The 21,847-nt window shown below is 67.5% G+C and carries 22 protein-coding genes; 11 read left to right on the top strand and 11 right to left on the bottom strand.

Annotated features, from left to right (window positions below):
- Nucleotides 1-25: 25 nt before the first annotated feature.
- The 4 genes from H1R19_RS03190 to H1R19_RS03175 all read left to right on the top strand — a co-directional run bounded on the left by H1R19_RS03190 (nucleotide 26) and on the right by H1R19_RS03175 (nucleotide 1,769).
- The gene (locus H1R19_RS03190; RefSeq protein WP_219850553.1) at nucleotides 26-715 is read left to right on the top strand and encodes a GntR family transcriptional regulator; all 690 of its coding nucleotides are present in this window, start codon (nucleotides 26-28) and stop codon (nucleotides 713-715) included.
- Nucleotides 716-840: 125 nt separating this feature from the next.
- Nucleotides 841-1,059 (top strand): hypothetical protein, encoded by a 219-nt coding sequence (locus H1R19_RS03185; protein ID WP_372631574.1) that lies wholly within the window; start codon nucleotides 841-843, stop codon nucleotides 1,057-1,059.
- On the top strand, nucleotides 1,056-1,385 hold the full coding sequence (locus H1R19_RS03180; protein ID WP_219850552.1) for a cupin domain-containing protein: 330 nt from the start codon (nucleotides 1,056-1,058) through the stop codon (nucleotides 1,383-1,385). Before H1R19_RS03185 ends, H1R19_RS03180 begins: the two co-directional genes overlap by 4 nt.
- Before the next feature lie 48 nt (nucleotides 1,386-1,433).
- Nucleotides 1,434-1,769 (top strand): hypothetical protein, encoded by a 336-nt coding sequence (locus H1R19_RS03175; RefSeq protein ID WP_219850551.1) that lies wholly within the window; start codon nucleotides 1,434-1,436, stop codon nucleotides 1,767-1,769.
- 51 nt (nucleotides 1,770-1,820) lie between these two features.
- On the opposite strand, the gene H1R19_RS03170 is transcribed toward H1R19_RS03175, so the two are convergent.
- From H1R19_RS03170 to lpdA, 3 genes are all read right to left on the bottom strand, one after another.
- The gene (locus tag H1R19_RS03170) at nucleotides 1,821-2,705 is read right to left on the bottom strand and encodes a DNA-3-methyladenine glycosylase family protein (RefSeq protein WP_219850550.1); all 885 of its coding nucleotides are present in this window, start codon (nucleotides 2,703-2,705) and stop codon (nucleotides 1,821-1,823) included.
- Between the two features lie 83 nt (nucleotides 2,706-2,788).
- Nucleotides 2,789-4,027 (bottom strand): metal-dependent hydrolase family protein, encoded by a 1,239-nt coding sequence (locus H1R19_RS03165; protein WP_188329395.1) that lies wholly within the window; start codon nucleotides 4,025-4,027, stop codon nucleotides 2,789-2,791.
- A 376-nt stretch (nucleotides 4,028-4,403) separates the two neighbouring features.
- On the bottom strand, nucleotides 4,404-5,789 hold the full coding sequence (gene lpdA / locus H1R19_RS03160; protein ID WP_219850549.1) for a dihydrolipoyl dehydrogenase: 1,386 nt from the start codon (nucleotides 5,787-5,789) through the stop codon (nucleotides 4,404-4,406).
- 120 nt (nucleotides 5,790-5,909) lie between these two features.
- On the opposite strand from lpdA, the gene H1R19_RS03155 reads away from it, so the two are divergent.
- Together H1R19_RS03155 and H1R19_RS03150 are read left to right on the top strand one after the other, a co-directional pair.
- A complete protein-coding gene (locus H1R19_RS03155; RefSeq protein WP_219850548.1) occupies nucleotides 5,910-6,518 on the top strand; it encodes a TetR/AcrR family transcriptional regulator in 609 nt (202 codons plus the stop codon).
- A gap of 82 nt (nucleotides 6,519-6,600) precedes the next feature.
- Nucleotides 6,601-7,863, top strand: coding sequence for an oxidoreductase (locus tag H1R19_RS03150; RefSeq protein WP_219850547.1), 1,263 nt, complete (start codon nucleotides 6,601-6,603; stop codon nucleotides 7,861-7,863).
- A gap of 29 nt (nucleotides 7,864-7,892) precedes the next feature.
- Here H1R19_RS03150 and H1R19_RS03145 read toward each other — a convergent pair whose 3' ends face one another.
- Entirely contained in the window at nucleotides 7,893-9,557 is a 1,665-nt protein-coding gene (locus H1R19_RS03145; RefSeq protein ID WP_219850546.1) for a serine hydrolase, read from the bottom strand.
- Between the two features lie 132 nt (nucleotides 9,558-9,689).
- Here H1R19_RS03145 and H1R19_RS03140 point away from each other — a divergent pair, with 132 nt between their 5' ends.
- The 4 genes from H1R19_RS03140 to H1R19_RS03125 all read left to right on the top strand — a co-directional run bounded on the left by H1R19_RS03140 (nucleotide 9,690) and on the right by H1R19_RS03125 (nucleotide 15,427).
- The gene (locus H1R19_RS03140; RefSeq protein ID WP_219850545.1) at nucleotides 9,690-11,750 is read left to right on the top strand and encodes a prolyl oligopeptidase family serine peptidase; all 2,061 of its coding nucleotides are present in this window, start codon (nucleotides 9,690-9,692) and stop codon (nucleotides 11,748-11,750) included.
- Nucleotides 11,751-12,034: 284 nt separating this feature from the next.
- Nucleotides 12,035-12,745: a TerD family protein gene (locus tag H1R19_RS03135; protein ID WP_188329389.1), complete on the top strand. Its 711-nt coding sequence runs from the start codon at nucleotides 12,035-12,037 to the stop codon at nucleotides 12,743-12,745.
- A gap of 199 nt (nucleotides 12,746-12,944) precedes the next feature.
- Nucleotides 12,945-13,733, top strand: a complete 789-nt coding sequence (locus H1R19_RS03130) for a cyclase family protein (RefSeq protein ID WP_219850544.1) — start codon at nucleotides 12,945-12,947, stop codon at nucleotides 13,731-13,733.
- A complete protein-coding gene (locus H1R19_RS03125) occupies nucleotides 13,730-15,427 on the top strand; it encodes a thiamine pyrophosphate-binding protein (RefSeq protein ID WP_244970851.1) in 1,698 nt (565 codons plus the stop codon). The genes H1R19_RS03130 and H1R19_RS03125 overlap by 4 nt, the downstream gene beginning before the upstream one ends.
- 74 nt (nucleotides 15,428-15,501) lie before the next feature.
- On the opposite strand, the gene H1R19_RS03120 is transcribed toward H1R19_RS03125, so the two are convergent.
- The 7 genes from H1R19_RS03120 to H1R19_RS03090 form a co-directional block, all read right to left on the bottom strand.
- Nucleotides 15,502-16,599 (bottom strand): LLM class flavin-dependent oxidoreductase, encoded by a 1,098-nt coding sequence (locus H1R19_RS03120; RefSeq protein ID WP_188329387.1) that lies wholly within the window; start codon nucleotides 16,597-16,599, stop codon nucleotides 15,502-15,504.
- A gap of 135 nt (nucleotides 16,600-16,734) precedes the next feature.
- Nucleotides 16,735-17,553, bottom strand: coding sequence for a hypothetical protein (locus H1R19_RS03115; RefSeq protein WP_219850543.1), 819 nt, complete (start codon nucleotides 17,551-17,553; stop codon nucleotides 16,735-16,737).
- A gap of 40 nt (nucleotides 17,554-17,593) precedes the next feature.
- On the bottom strand, nucleotides 17,594-18,544 hold the full coding sequence (gene ppk2, locus H1R19_RS03110) for a polyphosphate kinase 2 (RefSeq protein WP_188329385.1): 951 nt from the start codon (nucleotides 18,542-18,544) through the stop codon (nucleotides 17,594-17,596).
- A 101-nt stretch (nucleotides 18,545-18,645) separates the two neighbouring features.
- A complete protein-coding gene (locus H1R19_RS03105; RefSeq protein ID WP_188329384.1) occupies nucleotides 18,646-19,167 on the bottom strand; it encodes a DUF6764 family protein in 522 nt (173 codons plus the stop codon).
- Between the two features lie 108 nt (nucleotides 19,168-19,275).
- Nucleotides 19,276-19,716, bottom strand: coding sequence for an SRPBCC family protein (locus tag H1R19_RS03100; protein WP_188329383.1), 441 nt, complete (start codon nucleotides 19,714-19,716; stop codon nucleotides 19,276-19,278).
- 65 nt (nucleotides 19,717-19,781) lie between these two features.
- The gene (locus H1R19_RS03095) at nucleotides 19,782-20,459 is read right to left on the bottom strand and encodes a DUF4166 domain-containing protein (protein ID WP_188329382.1); all 678 of its coding nucleotides are present in this window, start codon (nucleotides 20,457-20,459) and stop codon (nucleotides 19,782-19,784) included.
- Nucleotides 20,460-20,588: 129 nt separating this feature from the next.
- A complete protein-coding gene (locus H1R19_RS03090) occupies nucleotides 20,589-21,197 on the bottom strand; it encodes a TetR/AcrR family transcriptional regulator (RefSeq protein ID WP_188329381.1) in 609 nt (202 codons plus the stop codon).
- 126 nt (nucleotides 21,198-21,323) lie between these two features.
- Between H1R19_RS03090 and H1R19_RS03085 the strand changes: the two genes are divergently transcribed.
- Nucleotides 21,324-21,812 carry a PaaI family thioesterase gene (locus H1R19_RS03085; protein ID WP_188329380.1) on the top strand — a complete coding sequence of 163 codons (489 nt, stop codon included), beginning with the start codon at nucleotides 21,324-21,326 and terminating at the stop codon, nucleotides 21,810-21,812.
- Nucleotides 21,813-21,847: the final 35 nt, after the last annotated feature.

The following is a 21,847-nucleotide window of genomic DNA, read 5'->3' as shown; positions in this document are numbered from 1 at the left end:
TAACTCAAACTGGAGTAGGTGAGTCGTGACCGGCAACACTTCTCGCGTCCGCTCTGTTCCAAGGCGTGAGAGCTTCGACAAACAGGCGGCAGAGTGGTTACGCGGCGCCATCATCGATGGCCACTACGTGCCGGGTCAACGTTTGACCGAGGCGTCGCTGGCTCAGGATGCGCAGGTGTCCCGCTCCACGATGCGCACAGCGCTACTGCACCTGGCTGCCGAAGGTCTTGTCGTGCAAGAGGCGTACTCCGGGTGGAAGGTCACCGAACTCACCGCCGTCGATGCGCGCGAGGTCTACACGCTTCGCTGTGCGCTCGACGGGCTGGCCGCACAGCTGGCCGCCCAGCGCATGACCCCGGCCGGTGCTGACTATCTGCGAGAGCGACTGGACACCCTGCTCGACGCAGCCCGGGAGCGCATCTCCACTCGCCAGCTGGCTGAAGCGGACATGGCATTCCACTCGTGCATCGTCGATCTCGCGGACAACCGCAGACTCCGTGACCACTACAACCGCGTCACGGGCGCCGTGCTGCTCTACGTCCATGCCACCAATGTGCGCGCATCGACCGAGACAATCGTCGACGAGCACACCGCCATCTTCGAGGCCCTCCGCCAGGGCGATCCGGTGGCGGCGCGTCGCCTCGCCGAAGACCATGTGATGGCCCACGGGGCCGCCCTCGAGGCCGAGCTCGCCGGGTCACAGCACCCGCACTGAGGCAACCTCCAAGCAGGCGGAGGTCGTACCGCGGTCACTCCTGATACGCATACTGCCGGTCGACGGGGATGTGGTGCGCCATAAGTAATTTGCCGTAAGGTTCTCCTCGAAATAGGAGGTCAGGTATGACCAACGAACATGCGGCCACTGATGCGGGCCTGCCTTTCGCCCAGCGGAAGATCGAAGACATGCCGGGACCCCGGCTGCCGGCCCGGCTGGGAAAGCGGGTGCTGCGGCTCGGCGGACGCGAGCTGACCGAGAGGCTCCTCGACGACGCGGCCAAGTACGAGTCCCACCTGGCGGCCATCGAGGTCATCGCGACCACGCCGAGTGAAGCCGCATGAGCGACTGGACTGTGATCGAAGGCCTGACCGAGAACACCGGATCGGCCGGCGACCGGCCCGACATCACGGTGCTCTCGCGCAATGCCGGGGCCAATGTCGTCCGCATCTCGTTTCGCGTGGGGCAATCGATGCCCGACCACCGTGCGGGCCGTCCGATCCTGGTGATCGGGCAGACCGGTGAGATCGACTTCACCGTCGGAGACGCCACGACGCGCCTCGAGCACGGTGTCGCGATCCACGTCGACGCCCAGATCACCCATGCGCTCGACGCACGGACCGACGCGGTGGTCACGCTGTTGGTCTTGGAGAAACCTGCCACGCACTGAGTGATCAGGGCCCACGCGCCCGAGACGTCGGCACCGAGAGGAGCCCTCATGGCGACCGATCAGCGCGAGAAGATCATCGCCCTGCTGGCGGACTCGAGTTCGCCGATGGCCGCGGCCGACATCGCCGAGCGCCGACGGGGCACTTCTCACCCACTGATGACCCAGCTGGGCAGCACCGAGGCGGCGCGTGAGCACGCCGGGGCCGGTGTGAGATCGTCCCGCGGCTGGCTCCGCTACGCCGAGCGACGCCGCCGAATTCCACCTCTCGCCGAGATGAGGCTCGCCTTCGTTGATCGGGGATCGACTTACTCGAAAGGCGTTGAGGATCGACCCTCGCCGAATACCAATCGACGACCCAGGAGCGGCCACCGCAGAACGCAGTGAGGCGACGATCTCGCACGCCACTTCTCGGTTGCGTCGCACTGTCGGTGCGCGTCAGAAGGATCGGTAGTCGCGCACCGTCATCCGCGGTCCGCGGCGCTCTCGCCGGACGCCGCACACCTCGACCATCCTGATGATCCGGCGGCGTTGTCCCGCATACGGTTCGAGCAGTTCGAGCATGCCGTCGTCGTCGACGGGCTCGCCGATGAGGGTCATCCCGACCAGCGTCGGGATGTGGTAGTCGCCGACGGACACCGCGTCGGGGTCGCCGACGGCGCGCGCCCGGGTCTCGGCCTCGGTCCAGCGACCCACTCCGCGTAGTAGCCGTAGACGGTCGTGGTGGCGCTCCACATCCAGCGCCGTCGCCCCGCGGATGGTCCGCATGCGCACCGGTTCGATACCACTGCGGTGCCATTCCCAGGACGGGATCGACGGCCACTGCGATTGCGGCATCGGCACCCGCATCGTGTCGGGCACCGGCCCCGGTGCCGGTTCCCCGTACCGCCGCAACAGATAGCGCCACGCGCGGAAGGCCTCGGCCCCGACGACCTTCTGTTCCAGGATCGCCGGCACGAGTGCCTCCCAGACCCGGTCGGTGCGCCCGATCCTCAGCCCCACCGACCGCTGGACGAGACCTGCCACCGCGTCGTCGTGGACGGTCATCGCCTCCGGCTCGTCGGAACCACCGAGGAAATCCGGTAGTTGTTCGAGCAGCCAGTCGGCGCCGGGTCCCCATGCGCGTCCGAGCACCCGGGACCCGTCGATCCGCAGGGTCACGGTGCCGGGCCCGTCGGGAGTGTGCACGGCCCGCCAGATCGATCCGTCGTTGCCGTAGACGAACGCCGGATCGCCCGCCCCGCGCCGGAGGTGCCCCACCGTGGCCCGGAGATCGAGCGGCCACGGCAGCTCCCACTCCCGGACACGCTCGACCGCTCTCACGGGACCGAGGGTAGTCGGAGTACTCGCGCGCGGCCTCGCCGCCGACCTGGCCAGATCGCGGCGTCGGTCAGATCGCGCGTCGGTCAGATCCCGTAGTCGCCTCGGTTGCTGGCGGTCTTGCCCTCCTTGATGACCAGCAGGATGTTGTCGTGGTCGGCCAGAGAGTCGATGTCGACGAGCGGATCGCCCTTGACGACGACCACGTCGGCGACCTTGCCTGCCTCCAGGGTGCCGAGCGTGTCGGCGACGTCGCAGAGTTCGGCGGATGTGCGCGTGCCTGCGACGATGGCCTCCATCGGGGTCATGCCACCGAACTTCACCAGGCAGCCGAGTTCGGCGAGGGTCGCCCCGTGGTCGGGGACCAAACCGGCGTCGGTGCCGACGGCGACCTTGATCCCGGCCTCGATCGAGGCCGCGATGGACTCGTGAGCCAGTTTGTGCCACTTCTCGGACTTGGCCACCGCCTGCGGGGTCGCGGTGTCCGGCTTGAGTGTCTCGATGAGGGTGGGAACCAGGAACTGGCCGCGCTCGACCATCTCGGTGCGCAGTTCGTCGGTGAGGGCGTAGCCGTGCTCGACGCTGTGCACCCCGCCCTGGATGGCCGCCCGGATGCCCGCAAGACCGATGGCATGGGCGGCGACCTTGCGGCCGCCGTAGTTGTGGGCCTCCTCCACCAGAGCCGCGACGATCTCGGTGCGGGCGCCCAGCCAGTCCGGGTCATCGCTGGGTGAGGAGACACCGCCGCTGGAGGCCACCTTGATGACGTCGACGCCGCTACGCAACAACTGGCGGACCTCGCGTCGCGCCTCGTCGACGGAATCGACCAGCAGGCCGCCGATCAGGCCGGTGCCGTCCAGACCGGACGGGATGTGGAAGTCGGCGTGGCCACCGGTCTGACTGATCATCTTGTCGGCGACCAGTAGGCGCGGGCCGGGCACCAGGCCGTGGGCGACCGCGTCGCGGACCCCGACGTCGACGCCCATGAGGTCACGCACGGTGGTCACACCGGCACCGATGGTCGTCTTGAGCCGGTCGATCAGTTCGAAATAGCGGTACGACGGCGGCACCATCGCAGCCGAGATAGGAGACCCCTTGGTGCCGGGCAGCGAGAGATGCACGTGGCAGTCGAAGAAGCCGGGGCAGACGGTGTTGCCCCCGACATCCACCTTCCGCGGCTTCGCCGACTCGTCGATCCGCGGCGCACCGGAGGCCGCCCCGGCGTAGGTGATCGTGCCCTCGTCGATCACGACGACCGCGTCAGAGATCGCGTCGGCCCCGGTCCCGTCGATCAGACGAGCGTTGTGCAGGATGGTTGTCGTCATAAACCTTGGTTATACCGTGGATTCGACCGCCCTCAAGGAGGCGCTGAAAGCGCCCACACCAGCGCCGGACTGCTCTGCGGAACAGCACACATCAGCGAAAGTCGCTGCGCCCCCGCCACATTCGATCGCCGACCCACAAGCCGGGTGCGAGCAGTCCTCGCGCCCCGGCCGGTGTCACCCCTCACGTGTGCACAAATTTGCCCCTCCGTGCCGAGAACACGTCACGAAATTGCCTGCCCGGACGGGTTCGACGCACGTTCCCGCCGGGTGGCTTCCCTCCCGCTTATTGGATCCAATAAGCGGGAGGGAAGCCACCCGGCGGGAAGGAGATCAGCCCTTCGTGGCTCGGATCGCGAGCACCCTCGGGAGACGAAAACTACAGGTTGATCATGTGCCCGATCGCGCCGTGGAACGTCTCCTGCAACGCCTCGGACATGGTCGGGTGGGTGTGCACGTTGCGGGCCAGTTCCTTGGCGGTCAGGTCCCACTTGTGAGCCAGCGTCATCTCCGGGAGCATCTCGGAGACGTTGTCGCCCACCAGGTGTCCACCGAGCAGCTCGTCGGTGTCGGCATTGGTGACCAGTTTGACGAAGCCGGCGGTCTCACCGAGTCCCTGCGCCTTGCCGTTCGCGGAGAACGGGAAGGTCGTCGCCTTGACGTTGTAACCCTCGTCCTCCGCTTGCGCCTGGGTCAGACCGAAGGACGCGACCTGCGGCTGGCAGAAGGTGGCGCGCGGCATGAAGCGGTAGTCGCCCAGCGTCATCGTCTCGACGCCGGCCATGGTCTCGGCGGCCACCACTCCCTGAGCCTCGGCAACGTGCGCGAGCTGCAGCTTGGCGGTGACGTCACCGATGGCGTAGATGCCCTCGACATTGGTGCGCATGTAGTCGTCGATCGCGATGGCACCGCGGTCGGTGAGCTCCACACCGGTCTTCTCCAGACCGAAGCCCTCGACACGCGGGGCGAAGCCGACGGACATGAGGACCTTGTCGACGGTCAGCTCGCCTTCTTTGTCCTTGGCGTCGGAATAGGTCACGGTGACGCTGTCACCGTTGTCGGTGACCGACTGCACCTTGGTGGAGGTGAGCAGCTTGATGCCGAGCTTCTTGTATTCCTTGGCGACCGCCTTCGACGAGTCGGCGTCCTCGTTGGGGAGCACGCGGTCGAGGAATTCGACGATCGTGACGTCCACACCGTAGTTGGCGAGCACGTAACCGAACTCCATCCCGATGGCGCCCGCGCCGACGATGACGATGGATTCGGGCAGCTCACGGGTGAGGATCTGGGTCTCGTAGGTGACCACGTTCTCCGACAGTTCGACGCCGGGGAGCAGCTTGACCGTCGACCCGGTGTCGACGATGACGTTGTCGAAGGTGATCTCGCGATCGCCCACCGTGATCGTCTTGGCGTCGGTGAACACGCCATACCCGTCGATCTCGGTGATCTTGTTCTTCTTCATCAGGAAGTGAACGCCCTTGACGATGCCGTCGGAGACCTTGCGACTGCGGTCGAAGGCGGCCCCGAAGTCGAAGGAGACGTCACCGCTCATGCCGAAGGTCTTGGCCTGATGGTTGAAGATGTGCGCGAGCTCGGCATTGCGGAGCAGCGCCTTGGACGGGATACATCCGACATTCAGACACACACCGCCCCAGTACTTCTCCTCGATGACGGCGGTTTTCATGCCCAGCTGAGCCGACCGGATCGCGGCAACGTACCCACCTGGACCTGCACCCAATACAACTGTTTGAAAGTGTTCAGCCACGACTGCCAGCCTACGTCGCGTCCCGGCATCGCCGCAGAGTGTCCCACTACTCGCCGGTAGCAACCGCCGGAATTCAATCACTGATTGAAACGGTGATTGAGATGTGGTTTGATCGACGGTGTGACCCAGACCACCGATACTCCGGTGGGTCCGATACCCCAATCGCACCCGACGGCCACCCGCGACGCCCTCCTCACCGTCGCCGAGCGCCTGTTCCTGACCGAGGGTTACGACCGCGTCTCCGTCCGCGCCATCTGCGCCGCGGCCCAGGCGAATCCGGCTGCCGTGCACTACCACTTCGGCACCAAGGACGACCTCACCATCGCTCTGCTCGAGTCCCGGCTGGCCCCGCTGTGGGCCGATCCGCTGGGCGCGATCGATGCCACGGGCTGTTCACCCGCACAGCTCGTCGACGTGCTGGTCGCGCCCTTCGTCGAGCTGCAACGCGATCCGACGGGCCATCTGCATCTGCGCCTGCTCTCGCGGTTCGTGCTGACGCGCCCGACGGCGAACTGGAGCTCGCGCTGGTTTGATCTCGGCCCGTTCGCCGACATCCTCACCGACGCGATACCGGGGCTGAGTGCAACCGAGGCCCGCCGGCGCTGGGCGCTCGCCTTCCAGCTGATCCTGTTGCGCTTCGGCGGCACCGAGCCGCTGGGCAAACCAGCGGTGAGCGCCCTGACCGGCTTCGTCAGCGCAGGCCTGTCCGCGCCGCCGCACTCCACCTGAAGCCGACCCACTGATCTCACCCGCCTGATCCCACTCACGCCGACAGCCCCGCCGACACCGACACCCGACGAGAGGACCTGTTGTGGACAGCCCCACCACCGGACCGTTCAGCCCCGCGAAGCTGGGACCGCTCACCCTGCGGAACCGCCTGATCAAATGCGCCACGTTCGAGGGCATGACGCCCGACGCGGTGGTGACCGACGAGTTGATCGAGTTCCACCGGGAGGTCGCGGCCGGCGGCGTGGCGATGAGCACGGTCGCCTACTGCGCGATCTCGCCGGAGGGCCGGACCGACCGCCACCAGATCTACATGCGCCCCGAGGCGGTGCCGGGCCTGCAGAAGCTGACCGACGCCATCCACTCCGAAGGCGCACTCGCCGCCGCTCAGCTGGGACACGCGGGCGCGGTCGCCAACTCGGTGTCGAACCGGGCCAAAGCGCTCGGGCCGTCGCACATCCCGGCACCGATGGGCATGTCGGTGACGCGCAAGGTCACCGCCGACGACATCGCCGAGCTACGGGTAAAGTTCAGACGCGCAGCGCGCCTCGCCGTCGACTCCGGCTTCGACGGCCTCGAGATCCATTGCGGCCACAACTATCTCATCTCCAGCTTCCTCTCCCCGTTGTTGAATCGTCGTCGCGATTCCTACGGCGGCAGTCTGGTCAACAGGGCGCGCATCGCCCGCGAGGTGGTGGAGAGCGTGCGAGAGGAGGTCGGCGACGAGGCCGCGATCTGGGTGAAGCTCAACACCTATGACGGTGTCGGCCGGCCCGACATCGAACGGTCGCCGAAGGCGCGGGCGCGCGGACGCGCGAAGCTGAGCGGTTTCAACATCGACGAGGCGTGCCAGGTGGCGCAGCTCCTGGAATCCGACGGCCACCTCGACGCCATCGAGCCGACGGCGGGCAGTTCACTGCTCAACCCGATGTACCTGTTCCACGGCGACGCTCCCCGCAAGGAGTTCGCCGACGCGTTCTCCGGAGCGATGAAGTACGGGCTCAAGGCTTTTGCGCCGGTCTTCCTGAAGAACTACCAGTACCACGACGGCTATCTACTGCCTCTGGCACGTGAGCTGCGCAAGGCCGTCGACCTGCCGATGATCCTGCTCGGCGGCATCACCGACCGCCCGTCGATGGATCTCGCGATGGCCGAAGGCTTCGACTTCATGGCGATGGGTCGCGCCATCCTGCGCGAACCCGACCTGCCGTTGCGACTCGCCCAGGACCCGGCCACGCAGTCCAAGTGCATCCACTGCAACCTGTGCATGCCGACGATCTACTCGCAGACCCGATGCCCCATCCGCACCGGTGAGGTGCCGGACCCGCTGGCCGCCGTGTCGTCGTAGGTGGGCGGCGCAGCGAGCTGAACAGAACGTCAGCGCCTGAGGAAGACCCCGTCGCTCTCCTCGTCGTCGTAGTACTCGACCGTCATCCGCGGGCCGTCGAACCTGACCTGTGAGATGGTTCCGGGTTCGGCGTTCTCGTCGTGCAGGGTGAAGGTGAAGGTGTTGCCGTCCCAGTGCGTGAGTTGGTGCTTTCGGACGCCGCCGGGGCCCATCTCCAGGACCAGTGCGCCGTCGCGTTCGACGACCTCCGCGGGCCCGTACACCGTGTTGGCGTAGGTGCCCACATACGACGGGAGCGGCTGTGCGGGAGCCGCGTCGGCGGACGGTTGCTTGCCCACGAGATCACCGCTGGGTTCACTCATCGCCGCGTAGGCGTTGCCGTACAGCGCCCGCCAGTCGCTTCGGATCTCGCCGAACTGCACCAGGTCCATGAACTCGCCGGCAAGCGCGTCGACCGCCCCGACCGGAGCCGCATTGGAGAGCACCACGATCGCGGTGTCCGCGGACGGCAGCACCGAGAACACGGTTCCCGCACCCGAGGCGAACGCCCCGGCGTGACTGAACTGCGTTCGCGCGTCCTCGGTCACCCCGACGTTGAACCCGAAGCCGTACGACCCGGGCCGAGCCCCCGGGGACTGCGGCGGATTGGACACGATCTGTGGCGACACCGCAGGGAGCAACGCGTCGGGTGCGACGATCTCCTGGCCGTCGTGTTTGCCCTGCGCGAGCACCATTTTCAACCAGATGGCCATGTCGTTGACCGAGGAGCTGACACCGCCCGCGGGCGACTGTGCGTCGGGTTCACGAGGGATGGGCGACTTCACCCAGTCGCCGTCGACCTTGACGTGTCCGACCGCACGATCGGGCCGCTTCGCGAAGTCGACGAAGCGAGAACTCGTGCTGTTCATGCCCAACGGGCCGTAGATGAGGTCCTGCGACAGCGTCGCCCACTCCTTGCCCGCTTTGACCGCCACCGCCTCACCGCCCGCCGTGACGCCGTAGTTGGTGTAGGCGTAGCTGATCCGGAACGGATCCAGCGGCATGAAGCGCAGGCGCTGGAGGATCTCGTTGCGCGAATAGCCCATGTCCTCCAGCTTGTCGCCGGCGTGGTCCGGCAGTCCCGACCGATGGGAGTACATGTCCCCGACGGTCACGGTGCGGGTGACGTACGGCTCGGCGAGCGCGAACCACGGCAAGGACTCGACGATGGGCATGTCCCAGGTGACCGTCTTGTCGGTGACCGCGGCGCCGACGACCGTCGAACCGACCGACTTGGACACCGAGGCGAGCTGGAACACCGTGTTCGGGTCGACCTTCGCGCCAGTGGTCACGTCCTTGACGCCGAACCCCTTGGCATACTTCGTTTCTCCACCGGACACCACCGCGACCGCGATACCCGGGATCTTCGTCGACTCCATGAGCGAGGCGACGAGACCGTCGAGCTGCCCGACGGCCTTGTCGACGGCGTCGGCCGGCAGCGGCTGGGCGGCCACGTCGTTCGGGTTGACCATCGCAGACGACCCCGACGGCTCCGACGGTGCCGCACCGGTACCCGATGACCCGCTGTCGCATGCGGCGACGAGCGCGATCACCGACAGGGCCGAGCAGGCCGCCAATGACAGTCGACCCCACCTCGGCGCGCTCGGCGCCGGGTGTCCGGCGCGGCGGGCGGGGGCGGATTCAGCAGGGGCCATGGGGATCTCCTCGAGTCGCTGGGTCACACTACCCGCCGATCGGACCGTATATCGGCGATTCGCGCAGTTCACACTCGGTTTACGCGAAGGCACCAACGGCCGTGTCCGATGTGCCCGCGTAAATTGGACGCCATGACCGCGCGCGACGATGCCAGTGCTCCCGACGTCTCCACCGACGATCCCTACCTGTGGCTCGAAGACGTCACCGGCGAGGAGGCGCTGGCGTGGGTCCGGGCGCACAACGAACCGACCGTCGAAGCACTGACGTCATCGGATCGGTTCCGGGAACTCGAGGCCGCGACCCTTGCCACGCTCGACACCGACGACCGCATCCCCTACGCCAGGCGCCGCGGCGAGTACCTCTACAACTTCTGGCGCGATGCGGCCAACCCGCGCGGGCTCTGGCGCCGTACGACACTCGAGTCGTATGTGACCGACGCGCCCGAGTGGGACGTCATCATCGATGTCGATCAGCTCGCCCGCGACGAGGACGAGAACTGGGTCTGGGCGGGCGCGACCGTGCTGCGTCCGGAGTGGGAGCGCGCACTCATCTCGTTGTCCCGCGGCGGCGCCGACGCCAGCGTGGTCCGCGAGTTCGACATCCCGTCCCGCACCTGGGTCACCGACGGGTTCGTGCTGCCGGAGAACAAGTCGAGTGTCGGCTGGATCGACCGGGACACCGTCTTCGTCGGAACCGATTTCGGTGAACAGCCGGACGGCATCGGCTCGCTGACCGATTCCGGGTATCCGCGCGTGGTCAAGCGCTGGACACGCGGCACCTCGCTCGACGACGCCGTCACCGTCTTCGCCGGCGAGAAGAGCGACGTGTCGGTGGGCGCCTACCACGACAGCACACCGGGATTCGAACGCGACTTCGTCAGCCGTTCCACCGACTTCTTCAACTCGCTGACCTACGAACTGCGCGACGGGGTACCCGAGCTCCTCGACGTCCCCACCGATGCGCACGCACATGTGCGGATGAACTGGTTGCTGGTGATGACCCGCTCGGAGTGGGCGGTCGACGGCACCACCCACGCGCCGGGAACCCTCCTGGCCTTCGACTACGAGTCGTACCGGTCGGGCAACCGCGACGCGGCCGTGCTCTTCACACCCGACCCGCACACGAGTCTCGTCGACTATGCCTACACGCGTTCACATCTCATCATCGTGACGTTGCACGACGTGCACACCAGGGTCGAGGTCCGCGAGCTCGGGACGTGGCGGGAAGTCGACATGCCCGGCCTCCCCGACCTCGCCACCGTCTCCGTTCTCGACACCGACGCCGACGAGAGCGACGAGGTGTTCTGGTCGGCCTCGTCGTTCACCGATCCCCCGAGCCTGCTGCACGGCACCAGCGGCAGCGCCCCCGAGGTCATCAAGCGAAGCCCCGCGTTCTTCGATTCCGACTCCGTGGTGGCCGAACAGTTCTTCGCCACCTCCGACGACGGCACCGCGGTGCCGTACTTCGTGGTCCGACGCCGGGACGTGACCACCGGCCCGACCCTGCTCTACGGGTACGGCGGCTTCGAGAACGCCCTGACACCGGGCTATGTCGCCGTCGCCGGGCAGAGCTGGATCGAGCGCGGCGGCATCTATGTCATCGCGAACATCCGCGGTGGCGGCGAGTACGGACCGTCGTGGCACACCCAGGCGCAGAAGTCGGGCCGGCACAAGGTGTACGAGGATTTCGCCGCCGTGGCGCGCGCACTCGTCGACGCCGGACTGACGACGCCGGCACAGCTCGGCGCGCAGGGCGGTTCCAACGGCGGCCTGCTCATGGGTGTGATGCTCACCAGGTACCCGGAGTTGTTCGGCGCCTTGGTGTGCCAGGTTCCGCTCATCGACATGAAGCGTTACCACCTGTTGCTGGCCGGGGCGTCGTGGGTTGCCGAGTACGGCGACCCCGACGACCCCGAGCAGTGGGAGTTCATGAAGCCGTTCTCGCCGTACCAGAACATCGACGCCGACGCGACGTACCCGCCCATCCTGGTCACCACGTCCACCCGGGACGACCGTGTCCACCCGGGCCATGCGCGCAAACTCGTTGCGCGGCTGGAGGAAACCGGTCACGACGTCCGATACTACGAGAACATCGAAGGTGGTCACGGCGGGGCCGCCGACAACAAGCAGGCCGCGTTCAAGTCCGCGCTCGCCTATGAATTCCTTTGGCGGACACTGTCTCCCGAGTCCTGATACCGATCGAACACCCACCGGTGCCGAGGCGGCGAGCGGATCGCGTCGAACGCACCGGGCACGCGGGTGAACGAACCACCAGATCGTCGGCAGGGACCGGCCTCGCCGAGCTGCATGTGAGGCCGTCGCGCCGGCCGAGTCGCACCGCGCCGCCCGGGTGCGGGCCCGCAGGCCCACACCCGGGCGGAAGCGAGCGAGGCCGCCGGCCAACTCCGTTCCACTACCCTGGAGCGGGAGATCACGTGACCGACGACGATGTCACAACGACGAGATGAGGAACCACAATGGGGATCGACTACACCAAGCGACCGAAGGCGCAGCCGCCGCAGCCGCCCGCCCAGCCCCCTTCGGCACCGCCGGCGCCGAGTCAGAGTCAGCAGCCGCCCGCCCAGCCGATCTCGCTGTCGAAGATCACGCTGACCAAGTCGGCGCCGAGCATCTCGCTGAGCAAACAGGGCGCGACCACCGGCCAGGTGCGCGTCAACCTGAACTGGACGACGAACTCCAGTGGCGGCGGATTGTTCCGCAAGGCCAAGGGCATCGACCTCGACCTCGCGGCGATGTGGGAGTTCACCGACGGCAGCAAGGGCATCGTCCAGGCCCTGGGCAACTCGTTCCAGGCACCGCGCCAGGGCAAGCCGATCATCTACCTCGACGGTGACGACCGCTCCGGCAAGGGCGGCGAGAACATGTTCATCGACCTCTCCGCCACCAACCAGATCCGGCGCATCCTGATCTTCGCCTACATCTACGAGGGCACCCCCAACTGGGCGACCGCCAACGGCGTGGTCACCTTGTTCCCCGCGAGCGGACCGGAGATCGAGGTCCGCCTCGACGAGGCCGACCAGTCCGCCATCTCGTGCGCGATCGCACTGTTGGAGAACCGTGGCGGCGAGCTCGTCGTCAACCGCGAGGTGCGCTACATCCGCGGCGCCCAGGACAAGGTCGACGAGGCGTACGGCTGGGGCATGAACTGGCGGGGCGCACGCAAGTAGACGTCTCGCCCCACTCGTCTCGCCCCACTCGTCTCGGCGCGGTCGTCTCGGCGCGGCTCGTCGCTGCGCTCGTCACCGGCTCAACGGGCAGAAAGATGGTACGGCCCAACGCGCAAGGCCGATACGAGTGCGCGGGCCGGCCGTCGGCCTGGCATCATCAGCGGAACCCCGTAAGGGATTCCGCCGAAAGGACTTCGCCATGACCGCCACTCCCCTGTCCGGCTTCGTCGACGGGCTCGCCGACGGTTCGCTCCGCGTGATCGACCTGACCACCCCGTTGAGCAGCTCGACACCGGCACTGCGGTTGCCCGCCCCGTTCGCGAACCTGATCGACTTCAGCCTCGAAGAGGTCAGCGCCTACAACGAGCCGGGACCTTACTGGCGGCACAACAACATTCACACCGGTGAGCACATCGGCACCCATGTCGACGCACCCATCCACTGGATCAGCGGACGCGACGGCGACGACGTCTCGCAGATCCCGGTGCAGCGCCTCATCGGGCCCGCCGCGGTTCTCGACCTGACCGCCGCGGTGGCCGACGACCCCGACTACCTCCTCGCCGTCGCCGACATCGAGTCCTGGGAGGCCGAACACGGCACTCTGGCCGCAGGCGCCTGGCTACTGCTGCGCACGGGCTGGGAGGTGCGGGGCGGATCCGAAGCGGAGTTCCTCAACGCCGACGACACCGGCTCGCACACCCCCGGGGTGTCGGTCGAATGCGCGCAGTGGCTGGCCACCGAGCGTCAGATCGCGGGCCTCGGCGTGGAGACCGTCGGTGTCGACGCCGGCCTCGCAGGCGGTTTCGATCCCGCCTTCCCGGTGCACTACTTCTTCCTCGGCAACGACAAATACGGCCTGACCTCCCTGCGCAATCTCGGCTCCCTGCCGCCGACCGGCGCGGTCGTCGTCGTCAGCCCTCTTCCCATCGTCGGCGGAACCGGAAGCCCCGCACGGGTTCTCGCGATCGTCGAGGACACAGTGGCGTGACGGCCACCGCCGCACACGATTCCACCACCTCGTCGGACGCCTACGGCCCCACGGTCGCCGATGTGGTGGGGCGCGTGCTCGCCGACCTCGGCGTCGGACATGTTTTCGGGGTCGTGGGCAGCGGCAACTTCGTGATGACCAACGCGCTGCGCGCCGGCGGCGTGCCGTTCACCGCCGCCCGGCACGAAGGCGGCGCGGCGAGCATGGCCGACGCGTACTCGCGCATGTCGGGGCGGGTCGGCGTGCTGTCGGTCCATCAGGGCTGCGGGCTGACCAACGCGGTCACCGGCATCGGCGAGGCGGCCAAGAGCCGAACGCCGATGATCGTGCTCACCGCCGACGCACCGGCGGCGGCGTTGCGGTCGAACTTCCGGATCGACCAGTCCGCCCTGGCAACGAGTGTCGGTGCGGTGAGCGAACGAGTCCATGGCCCGGGCACCGTGGTCGCCGACGTCACCCGGGCCTTCCGCACCGCGGTGACGCAACGACGCACCGTCGTGCTCAACGTCGCGATCGACGTCGCGGCCGCTCCCGCGGAGGTGGCCGGCCCGATCGCGATCGCCGTCGAAACACCACACTTCAGGCCCGACGCCGCGTCGGCCGCCCGGCTCGCGGACGCGATCCGCACCTCCGCGCGTCCGGTCTTCGTCGCCGGCCGAGGCGGCCGGGGTGCGGGTCCCGAGATCGCGGCACTCGCCGAGGCGGCGGGGGCGCTGGTCGCGACATCGGCGGTGGCCAACGGCCTGTTCGCCGGAAACCCGTTCTCGCTGGGCATCTCCGGTGGTTTCTCCTCGCCCACCACCGCCGAACTCATCAGCGACGCCGACCTCATCGTCGGCTGGGGTTGCGCACTGAACATGTGGACGATGCGGCACGGACGCCTCATCGGCGACGGGACCGTGGTCGCCCAGGTCGACGTCGACGTCGATGCCATCGGCGCGCACCGCGGTGTCGACCTCGGCGTGATCGGCGACTGCGCGTCCACGGCGGCCGACGTCCTCGCACTGCTCGCTCAGGACAGCCCGCCGACCGGGTACCGGACCCCGGCGGTTGCCGAGCGGATCGCGACTTCGGCTCGCTGGCAGGATGTTCCGGTCACCGCCGAGCCGGATACCGGTCGGGTCGATCCGCGCGCGCTGACGATCGCGCTCGACGAGATCCTGCCCGCCGACCGCATCGTGTCGATCGACTCGGGCAACTTCATGGGCTATCCGTCGACGCATCTCTCGGTCCCCGACGAATTCGGTTTCTGTTTCACCCAGGCATTCCAGTCGATCGGCCTGGGCCTTGGCACCGCGATCGGCGCGGCCTTCGCACAACCGTCGCGCATCCCGGTTCTCGGCACAGGAGACGGCGGATTCCTCATGGCCATAGCCGAATTGGAGACCGCCGTCCGCCTGGCCCTCCCGCTGGTCGTCGTCGTCTACAACGACTCCGCCTACGGCGCGGAGGTCCACCACTTCGGGAACGCCGACATGACCACCGTGACCTTCCCGGAGGTCGACATCGCCGCCATCGCCCGCGGTCACGGCGCCACCGGCGTCACGGTCACCGGCCTCGACGACCTGGACGCGGTCCGACGCTGGGTCGAGACACTCTCGTCGCCAGAGCCTTCCGGTCCCCTGGTCATCGACGCCAAGATCACCGACGACGGTGGCGCATGGTGGCTGGCCGAGGCATTCGCCGGGCACTGATCCTTCAGGAAGCAGGCAGAGTGAGGGATGCGTATCGCCAAACCGATGCACATCCCTCACTCTGACTTCAGAAGTCAGACCTGTGCACGGATGCCGCGGGCGGCGAGTCGCGGCATGACCTCGGCGGCAAAGTACTCGAGTTCACCGGCGTAGTCGACGAAGGCCATCGTGATGCCGTCGAATCCGGCGGCGGCGAACTTGACGATCTCGTCGGCGACATCGTCGGGGGTGCCGATCATCGGGCAGGTGCCGTGGCCGGCGGCGAAGCGACCGCGGAACGTCGCCAGCATCTCCTTGGTGAACGACTGAGCATGCATGCCCTGCAAGGTCATCAGGTTGTCCACGGCCTCCCAGTCGGCGTTCTCCTCGGCGTAGTAGTGCAGGTACTCCTGCGCCTCGCTGCGGGTCGGCCTGCACACCACGTGTGTCGGCGAGACGACGCCCGCGCTGCGCCCCAGCGCCGCCGACTGAGCCCGGATCGAGGTCACGACGTCGGCCCCCTCTTCCGGGCTGCCCACGATGGTGAAGACGACGTCGGCGTTGCGGGCCGCGAATGCCTTGCCCTGCGCACTGGACCCGGCGTTGAGGACGGGGACACGACCGCCCGCGGGCTTGGGAGCTCCCTCCAGACCGTGCAGCGTCCAGAACTTGCCGTCGTGGTCCCAGCGACCCTCCCGCGTCCACAGGTCGGTGATGATGTCGAACCATTCCTGGGCCATCTCGTAGCGCGCGTCGTGGTCGGTGGGCAGCTCCGAACCCATGGCCACGTACTCCGGTTGGTTCCAGCCCGCCACGACGTTCAGCCCCGCGCGGCCGGGCGCCACCTGATCCATGGTCGCGATCTGCTTGGCGGTCACCACCGGATGGTTGAACGCGGTGTGGACGGTGGCGAACGCCCGAAGCCGGTCGGTCTTGGCGAGAATGGCCGTCGCCCACGGGATCGGTTCGAGTACGCCCTCGTGGAAGTTGGTCTCGCCGCCGTACCCGATCCAGCGTGCGATCGGCAGCATGAAGTCGATGCCCACCTCGTCGGCGATGCTCGCCAGACGCAGATTGTCCTCCCAGGATCCCGACCATCGTTCGGGAACCTTGGTCACGGCCAGACCGCCGGAGCAGTTCGAGGAGAACAGCCCCAGCTGGAAGTGGTGAGAGGCAGGGTCAGAGGAGGGCATGGGGTTCCTTCGTCGAGTTCGCGAATCGGACTGCGCGCCAGTCTGACACGGGCACCAGCCGAACGCGGCGCAGACCTGCGGACCGGACCGCATTGGACGTTCGTACCACTTTGAACGCCCGAGCCGACGGTTGGCTCAGCGTCGTCCCGCGAAGACCAGCCTGCCCAGGACACCCACCGCGAACATCGCGACACCCACACCGCCGACGATGAGCGCCACCCTGGTGACGTCGTCGTAGGCGCCGTCGATGATCAGTTCGGCCACCTCCCGGCCGGACCGCTCCGCCCCGGCGACCTCCTGCTTGGCCCGATCGGCGAAGAACACTCCGATGGCCCACGTCGACGCGCCCGCCGCGACGACGCCGACACCCAGCCACGCGAAGACGGTGCCGCGGCGTCGTGCGACCAGCAACGCGACCAACGCCGCGAGCACGGCGACCGCCGCGGCCGACCAACCGAGGAGCGTGATCTGCTTGCCGACCTCGGCGTAGCGTCCCGCTTCCAGACCCGAAGCGCCGTTGGTCAATTCGACGACCACGGGGCCGGAGATCTCGTTCCCGGTGCCGGTGAGGTTGAGCGCGCGGTTGATCATCGCGGTGATGTCGAGCTGCATGACGGAGGTGTCGGCTCCCGGCGCAGGCTCGGTGAACAGCCACTCGTGCTGCTGGCCCACCACGTCGGCGAAGTCGAGCCGGAACTGCTCGGTGTCGGTGTAGCGCGCGGCCAGCGGCCGCACCAGCGCCCCGGCGATCGGCAGGTCGGTGCGCGCGGTCGCCTGGGCGGCGATCTCGTCTGCCAGGTAGTCCTTGACCTTCTGGTTCTGCGCCATCGGCGCCACCGTGGAGACGAATCCCTCCTGGTCGACGATGCGCTGATCCAGCCAGATCGACGGAACCGCGACCACGGTCGCCGCCATCGCGACGAGCGTCAACAAGAAACTCAGAAAGCTACGCACAGCCACGAGGCTACCGAGCCCGCGAAAGTAGCCGTCGCCGTTACTCCCCGATCACGTCCGCGGCGCGCCCGACGATCAGCGGGTCCGGTGTGCCGACGAAGTCCACGTTCTTGCCGTCGTAGTCGAACAGGCTCAGCACATGACGCATCGCGTTGATGCGGGCACGTTTCTTGTCGTTGGACTTCACCACGGTCCACGGCGCGTGCTGGGTGTCGGTGGCGGCGAACATCGCCTCCTTGGCCTCGGTGTAGGCATCCCACTTGTCCAGCGACGCAAGGTCCATCGGCGACAGCTTCCACTGGCGCACGGGATCGATCTGCCGGATGGCGAAGCGGGTGCGCTGTTCGAGCGGGGTGACCGAGAACCAGAACTTGACCAGGTTGATGCCGTCGTCGACGAGCATCTTCTCGAAGGCAGGCACCTGCGAGACGAACTGTGTGTACTGCTGGGGGCTGACGAACCCCATCACCCGTTCGACGCCCGCGCGGTTGTACCAGGACCGATCGAAGAAGACCATCTCACCGCCGGCCGGCAGGTGCTGGACGTAACGCTGGAAGTACCACTCGGTGGCCTCGCGCTCGCTGGGTTTCTCCAGCGCGATGGTGCGCGCGCCACGGGGGTTGAGGTGTTCGTTGAACCGCTTGATGGTGCCGCCCTTGCCCGCGGCGTCACGCCCCTCGAACACCAGCAGGTGCCGCTGACCGGTCTGCTTGGACCACTTCTGCAGCTTGAGGAGCTCGATCTGCAGGCGGCGTTTGGTCACCTCGTACTCGCGACGACTCATGCGCTCGTCGTAGGGGTAGTCCTCACGCCAGGTGTCGACGACGTTGCGCTCGGGCAGGGTCAGCAGGACGGGATCGTCATCGTCGTCGTCGTTCACCGTGAAATGGGTGGTGTCATGCAGGTCGACGAGCTGCTGAAGGGCCTCGCGGCCGTTGAGCACACTGAAGTCGGGGCCCATCTGGGCGTCTGCGGAGTGGAGGTCGGTCACCACCCAACGATAGGGCCAACCACGAAACAACGCCCGACCCTCCGGTGAACGGAGCGTCGGGCGTGTTCCGGGCTTCTCGCGTGTGGAGGTGACCGGTCAGATCAGTTCTTCAGATCGATGCTCCCCGAGCGCAGGCATGCCTTGCCGGTGCTGCTGTCGAACGCTGCGGCGAACCCGCCGCTGCAGTGGGCGCCGTCGGGGCCGCCGTATGCCTGTCCGCCCCAGCCACCGACCGACACCGTGGTACCCCCACGGCGGGCCTGTGCGATCGAGAGGGCGCTCGGTCCGGTCGTGACCGAGATCGCCGTTCCGCGACTGTTGGCCCCGGCCAGTGCCGTCGACCCGGGCTGCAGGTTGTACGCCATCGCGTTCGCGCCGTTGTCGGAGACCGCGACGGCAGTACCGCTGTTGCTGTAATCGTCGGCGCTCGCCCGACTACCCGCGCCGGCCTTGGCGCCACACCCGCTACGTCCCTCGACCCGCTCGACCTGATGTCCGTTGGACACCGAACAATGCGCCGACGCCGCAGCGACGCCCTCCCCGGACAATCCGGCGAATGCGACACATCCGGCGATTCCGGTCATGAGAAGCACGCTTCGCGCGGCAAACTTCTTGATTTTCAACTGATTTGGCCTCCATTGCACGGGCACCGGGTAGATGAGCCCTCAGCGTACCTGCGGCGCGCGCCACGGTCCGGCCATCACCCGGTCACGTACGGGTCACGAAATTCCTCAGCCCGCCGCCCGCTTCTCCGCCTCGGCGGTGAGTCCCTTGCGCGCGGTGTCCACGGCCATCTTCTGGGCACGCCTGACGATGAGCCCGGGCAGTTTGATCTTGAGGTCGACGGCGAGATCGAAATGCACGCGGGTACCTGTGTCGGTCTCGGAGACGGTGTACTTGCCGCGCTGCTCGCTCAGTTGGTTGGACTCGAGCAGATGCCATTCGCAGGAGTTGTCGGTCCACTCGTAGGTGCACGTCTGCTCGTCGGAGATACCTGCGGCGGTGACCACCATGCGTACCTTCTCCGGGGTGCCGTCGGAATACTCGGTGAGGATCTCGGCCTCCTTGTGGGGACCCGACCACTCCGGGAGGGACTCGATGTCCATGAGCACTTCCATCACCACCGAGACCGGGGCGGCTACGTCGAATTCGATATTCGCTGAGACAGACATGGGGCGAACCTACCGCGAGCTCATCCCGGTCATGCAACGAACGTCTCGAAGTATGCGGTGGGCGCTCAGTTCTCGCGGTCGACGAGGTTGACCGGCCACGCCTCGTCGGGGATGTCGCGCAACGCGCAGGCCTGGTCCACCGCGGTGAACCAGCCACGGAAGTGCATGATCTCGCCGATCACCGGGTTGCGGACGGTCATGTCGCAGCGGAACCGCTCCCGTCGCTCATCCCAGCCCTCGATGTACTTCATCTGCGCGGTGAACAACCCGCGCATACCCACCTTGGGGCCGCGGCCGAGCCAGCGCATGGGTCCGGTCTCGAGGAGCAGCTCACCGGACGGGGTCACCGACGGTTCGATCGGATACAGGAACTCGGGGCCGTCGCCGAAGTAGTCGACGATCCCGCTGCGGCCCGCGACCAGCAGCGAGTTCAGTTTGCGCGGGCCCGTGGTGTACCGGAAGGTGCGCAGCACCGCGAGCGACTCCCGCTCGAGCTCGTCGCTGTAGCAGTAATACCCCTGGGTGAACGGCACCATGCGACTCGTCTTCGAGGGCAGCGCATTGCGTTTCGCGTAGTGCCAGAGCGCGGGCGGCGGTAACGCCGAGGAGATGTAGACCGACTCATAGATGCCGGTGCAGATCTGGGCGACCCCCGACGTGGAGTCGATGCCGTAGCGCCATGCGACGTTGGGGTGGAGCCGATCGAATTCCGAACCCAGCGCATGCCGGAAGACCGGCGTCATGGCGTCACCCTCCCCGAGCTCGGCGCAGTGCGAATCACTGCGGCCCACTCACCGCAGGTCGTTTCACCCCGGCGGGGACGACACCGTGAACCTACTACGAACCGGACGCCGGTCCAACGCCCCCGACGATCAGCGCCGATCGACCGCGGCGTCGCACAGTGCGGCGAGTTCGGCGATGACGCGATCGAGCGGTTCGACACTGCGCTGCGTCTGACAGAGCCCGACAGCGCCTTCGACGGCCGCGATGGTGAGGTTGGCCAGCGAATCGGCCCGGTCGCTCTCGACTCCGTCGACGATGAGCCGGGCGGTCACGACCTCACGCCAGCGGTCGAGGACCTCGGCGGAGACATCGGCGACCGCGGGCTCGCTGCGCCGGGCGAGACCACCGGCGAGGACCGGGCACCCGAACTGGAAGTCCGTGTTGACCAGCAGTCGACGCCACACTCCGCCGATCTCGCGCACCGTCTCGGCCGGTGTCATCGTGGTGCGACGACCGATCCGCTCGGCGATGAATTCGCCCGCGTAGCGCACGGCCTCGGTCATGAGCTCGGTCTTGCCGCCCGGGAAGTGGTGATAGATGGAACCGCGCGGGGCCGAACTCGCCGTGATGACGTCACCGATGGATGTGGCCGCGACACCGTCACGCCCGATGAGGTCCGCGGCGTGGACGATCATGCGCTCGCGCGGACCGCGTTCGCCAGAACCGGTGGTCACGGACTCGGCGGGGTGTGTCGCCATGGACAACTCCTATGCAGGACTTCAACTACCGAGCTTCTATGCCAGCTTACATAGGGCGGCGTCGAACTGTCCGATTCACCGGGCGCCCGGCCCGACCTATGCAGGCCTTCATAATCGCAGCGGAGTATGCAACCATGCATAGTCATGACGACTTCCACAGATTCACACGCCGACGCCGAGCCGACAGCGATGTCGGGCCTGGAACTCCTGCGGGCGTGGCAGGCCGGCGGCGCCGGAGCCGACCGCCCCAGCATCGGCCGGCTGCTCGGCATGGTCCCCAAACAGATCGACGAGGGATCGGTGACCTTCGCGGTCACGCCGCAACCCGACTTCGCCAACCCGCTCGGAACCGTCCACGGCGGCATCTGCGCCACCCTGCTCGACTCGGTCATGGGGTGCGCCGTGCACACGACACTGCCCGCCGGCGTCGGGTACACGACGTTGGAACTGAAGGTGAACTACATCCGCTCGGTCGCCGTCGATGCCGGGGAACTCACCGGGGTGGGCACCGTCGTCCACGCCGGACGCACCACCGCGACCGCCGAGGGCAAGGTCTTCTCGCACGACGGCAAGCTCGTCGCGCACGGCACCACGACGTGCATCGTGTTCCGCTGAGAGACAGCCTGCTTCGCGCAGGCCAGTCGGCAGTC

This window comes from Gordonia jinghuaiqii, from assembly GCF_014041935.1.
In the GTDB taxonomy this organism is placed as follows: domain Bacteria; phylum Actinomycetota; class Actinomycetes; order Mycobacteriales; family Mycobacteriaceae; genus Gordonia; species Gordonia jinghuaiqii.
Note: the sequence above shows the minus strand (reverse complement) of the source record. Positions and strands in the feature narration are given on the sequence as shown.

What these genes read in the sequence shown, in the direction of transcription:
- H1R19_RS03185 (WP_372631574.1), top strand. Translation starts at nt 841, where the DNA reads ATGACCAACGAACATGCGGCCACTGATGCGGGCCTGCCTTTCGCCCAG.
- H1R19_RS03180 (WP_219850552.1), top strand. Translation starts at nt 1,056, where the DNA reads ATGAGCGACTGGACTGTGATCGAAGGCCTGACCGAGAACACCGGATCG.
- H1R19_RS03175 (WP_219850551.1), top strand. Translation starts at nt 1,434, where the DNA reads ATGGCGACCGATCAGCGCGAGAAGATCATCGCCCTGCTGGCGGACTCG.
- H1R19_RS03165 (WP_188329395.1), bottom strand. Translation starts at nt 4,027, where the DNA reads ATGACGACAACCATCCTGCACAACGCTCGTCTGATCGACGGGACCGGG.
- H1R19_RS03145 (WP_219850546.1), bottom strand. Translation starts at nt 9,557, where the DNA reads ATGGCCCCTGCTGAATCCGCCCCCGCCCGCCGCGCCGGACACCCGGCG.
- H1R19_RS03140 (WP_219850545.1), top strand. Translation starts at nt 9,690, where the DNA reads ATGACCGCGCGCGACGATGCCAGTGCTCCCGACGTCTCCACCGACGAT.
- H1R19_RS03135 (WP_188329389.1), top strand. Translation starts at nt 12,035, where the DNA reads ATGGGGATCGACTACACCAAGCGACCGAAGGCGCAGCCGCCGCAGCCG.
- H1R19_RS03130 (WP_219850544.1), top strand. Translation starts at nt 12,945, where the DNA reads ATGACCGCCACTCCCCTGTCCGGCTTCGTCGACGGGCTCGCCGACGGT.
- H1R19_RS03120 (WP_188329387.1), bottom strand. Translation starts at nt 16,599, where the DNA reads ATGCCCTCCTCTGACCCTGCCTCTCACCACTTCCAGCTGGGGCTGTTC.
- H1R19_RS03100 (WP_188329383.1), bottom strand. Translation starts at nt 19,716, where the DNA reads ATGTCTGTCTCAGCGAATATCGAATTCGACGTAGCCGCCCCGGTCTCG.
- H1R19_RS03095 (WP_188329382.1), bottom strand. Translation starts at nt 20,459, where the DNA reads ATGACGCCGGTCTTCCGGCATGCGCTGGGTTCGGAATTCGATCGGCTC.
- H1R19_RS03090 (WP_188329381.1), bottom strand. Translation starts at nt 21,197, where the DNA reads ATGGCGACACACCCCGCCGAGTCCGTGACCACCGGTTCTGGCGAACGC.
- H1R19_RS03085 (WP_188329380.1), top strand. Translation starts at nt 21,324, where the DNA reads ATGCAACCATGCATAGTCATGACGACTTCCACAGATTCACACGCCGAC.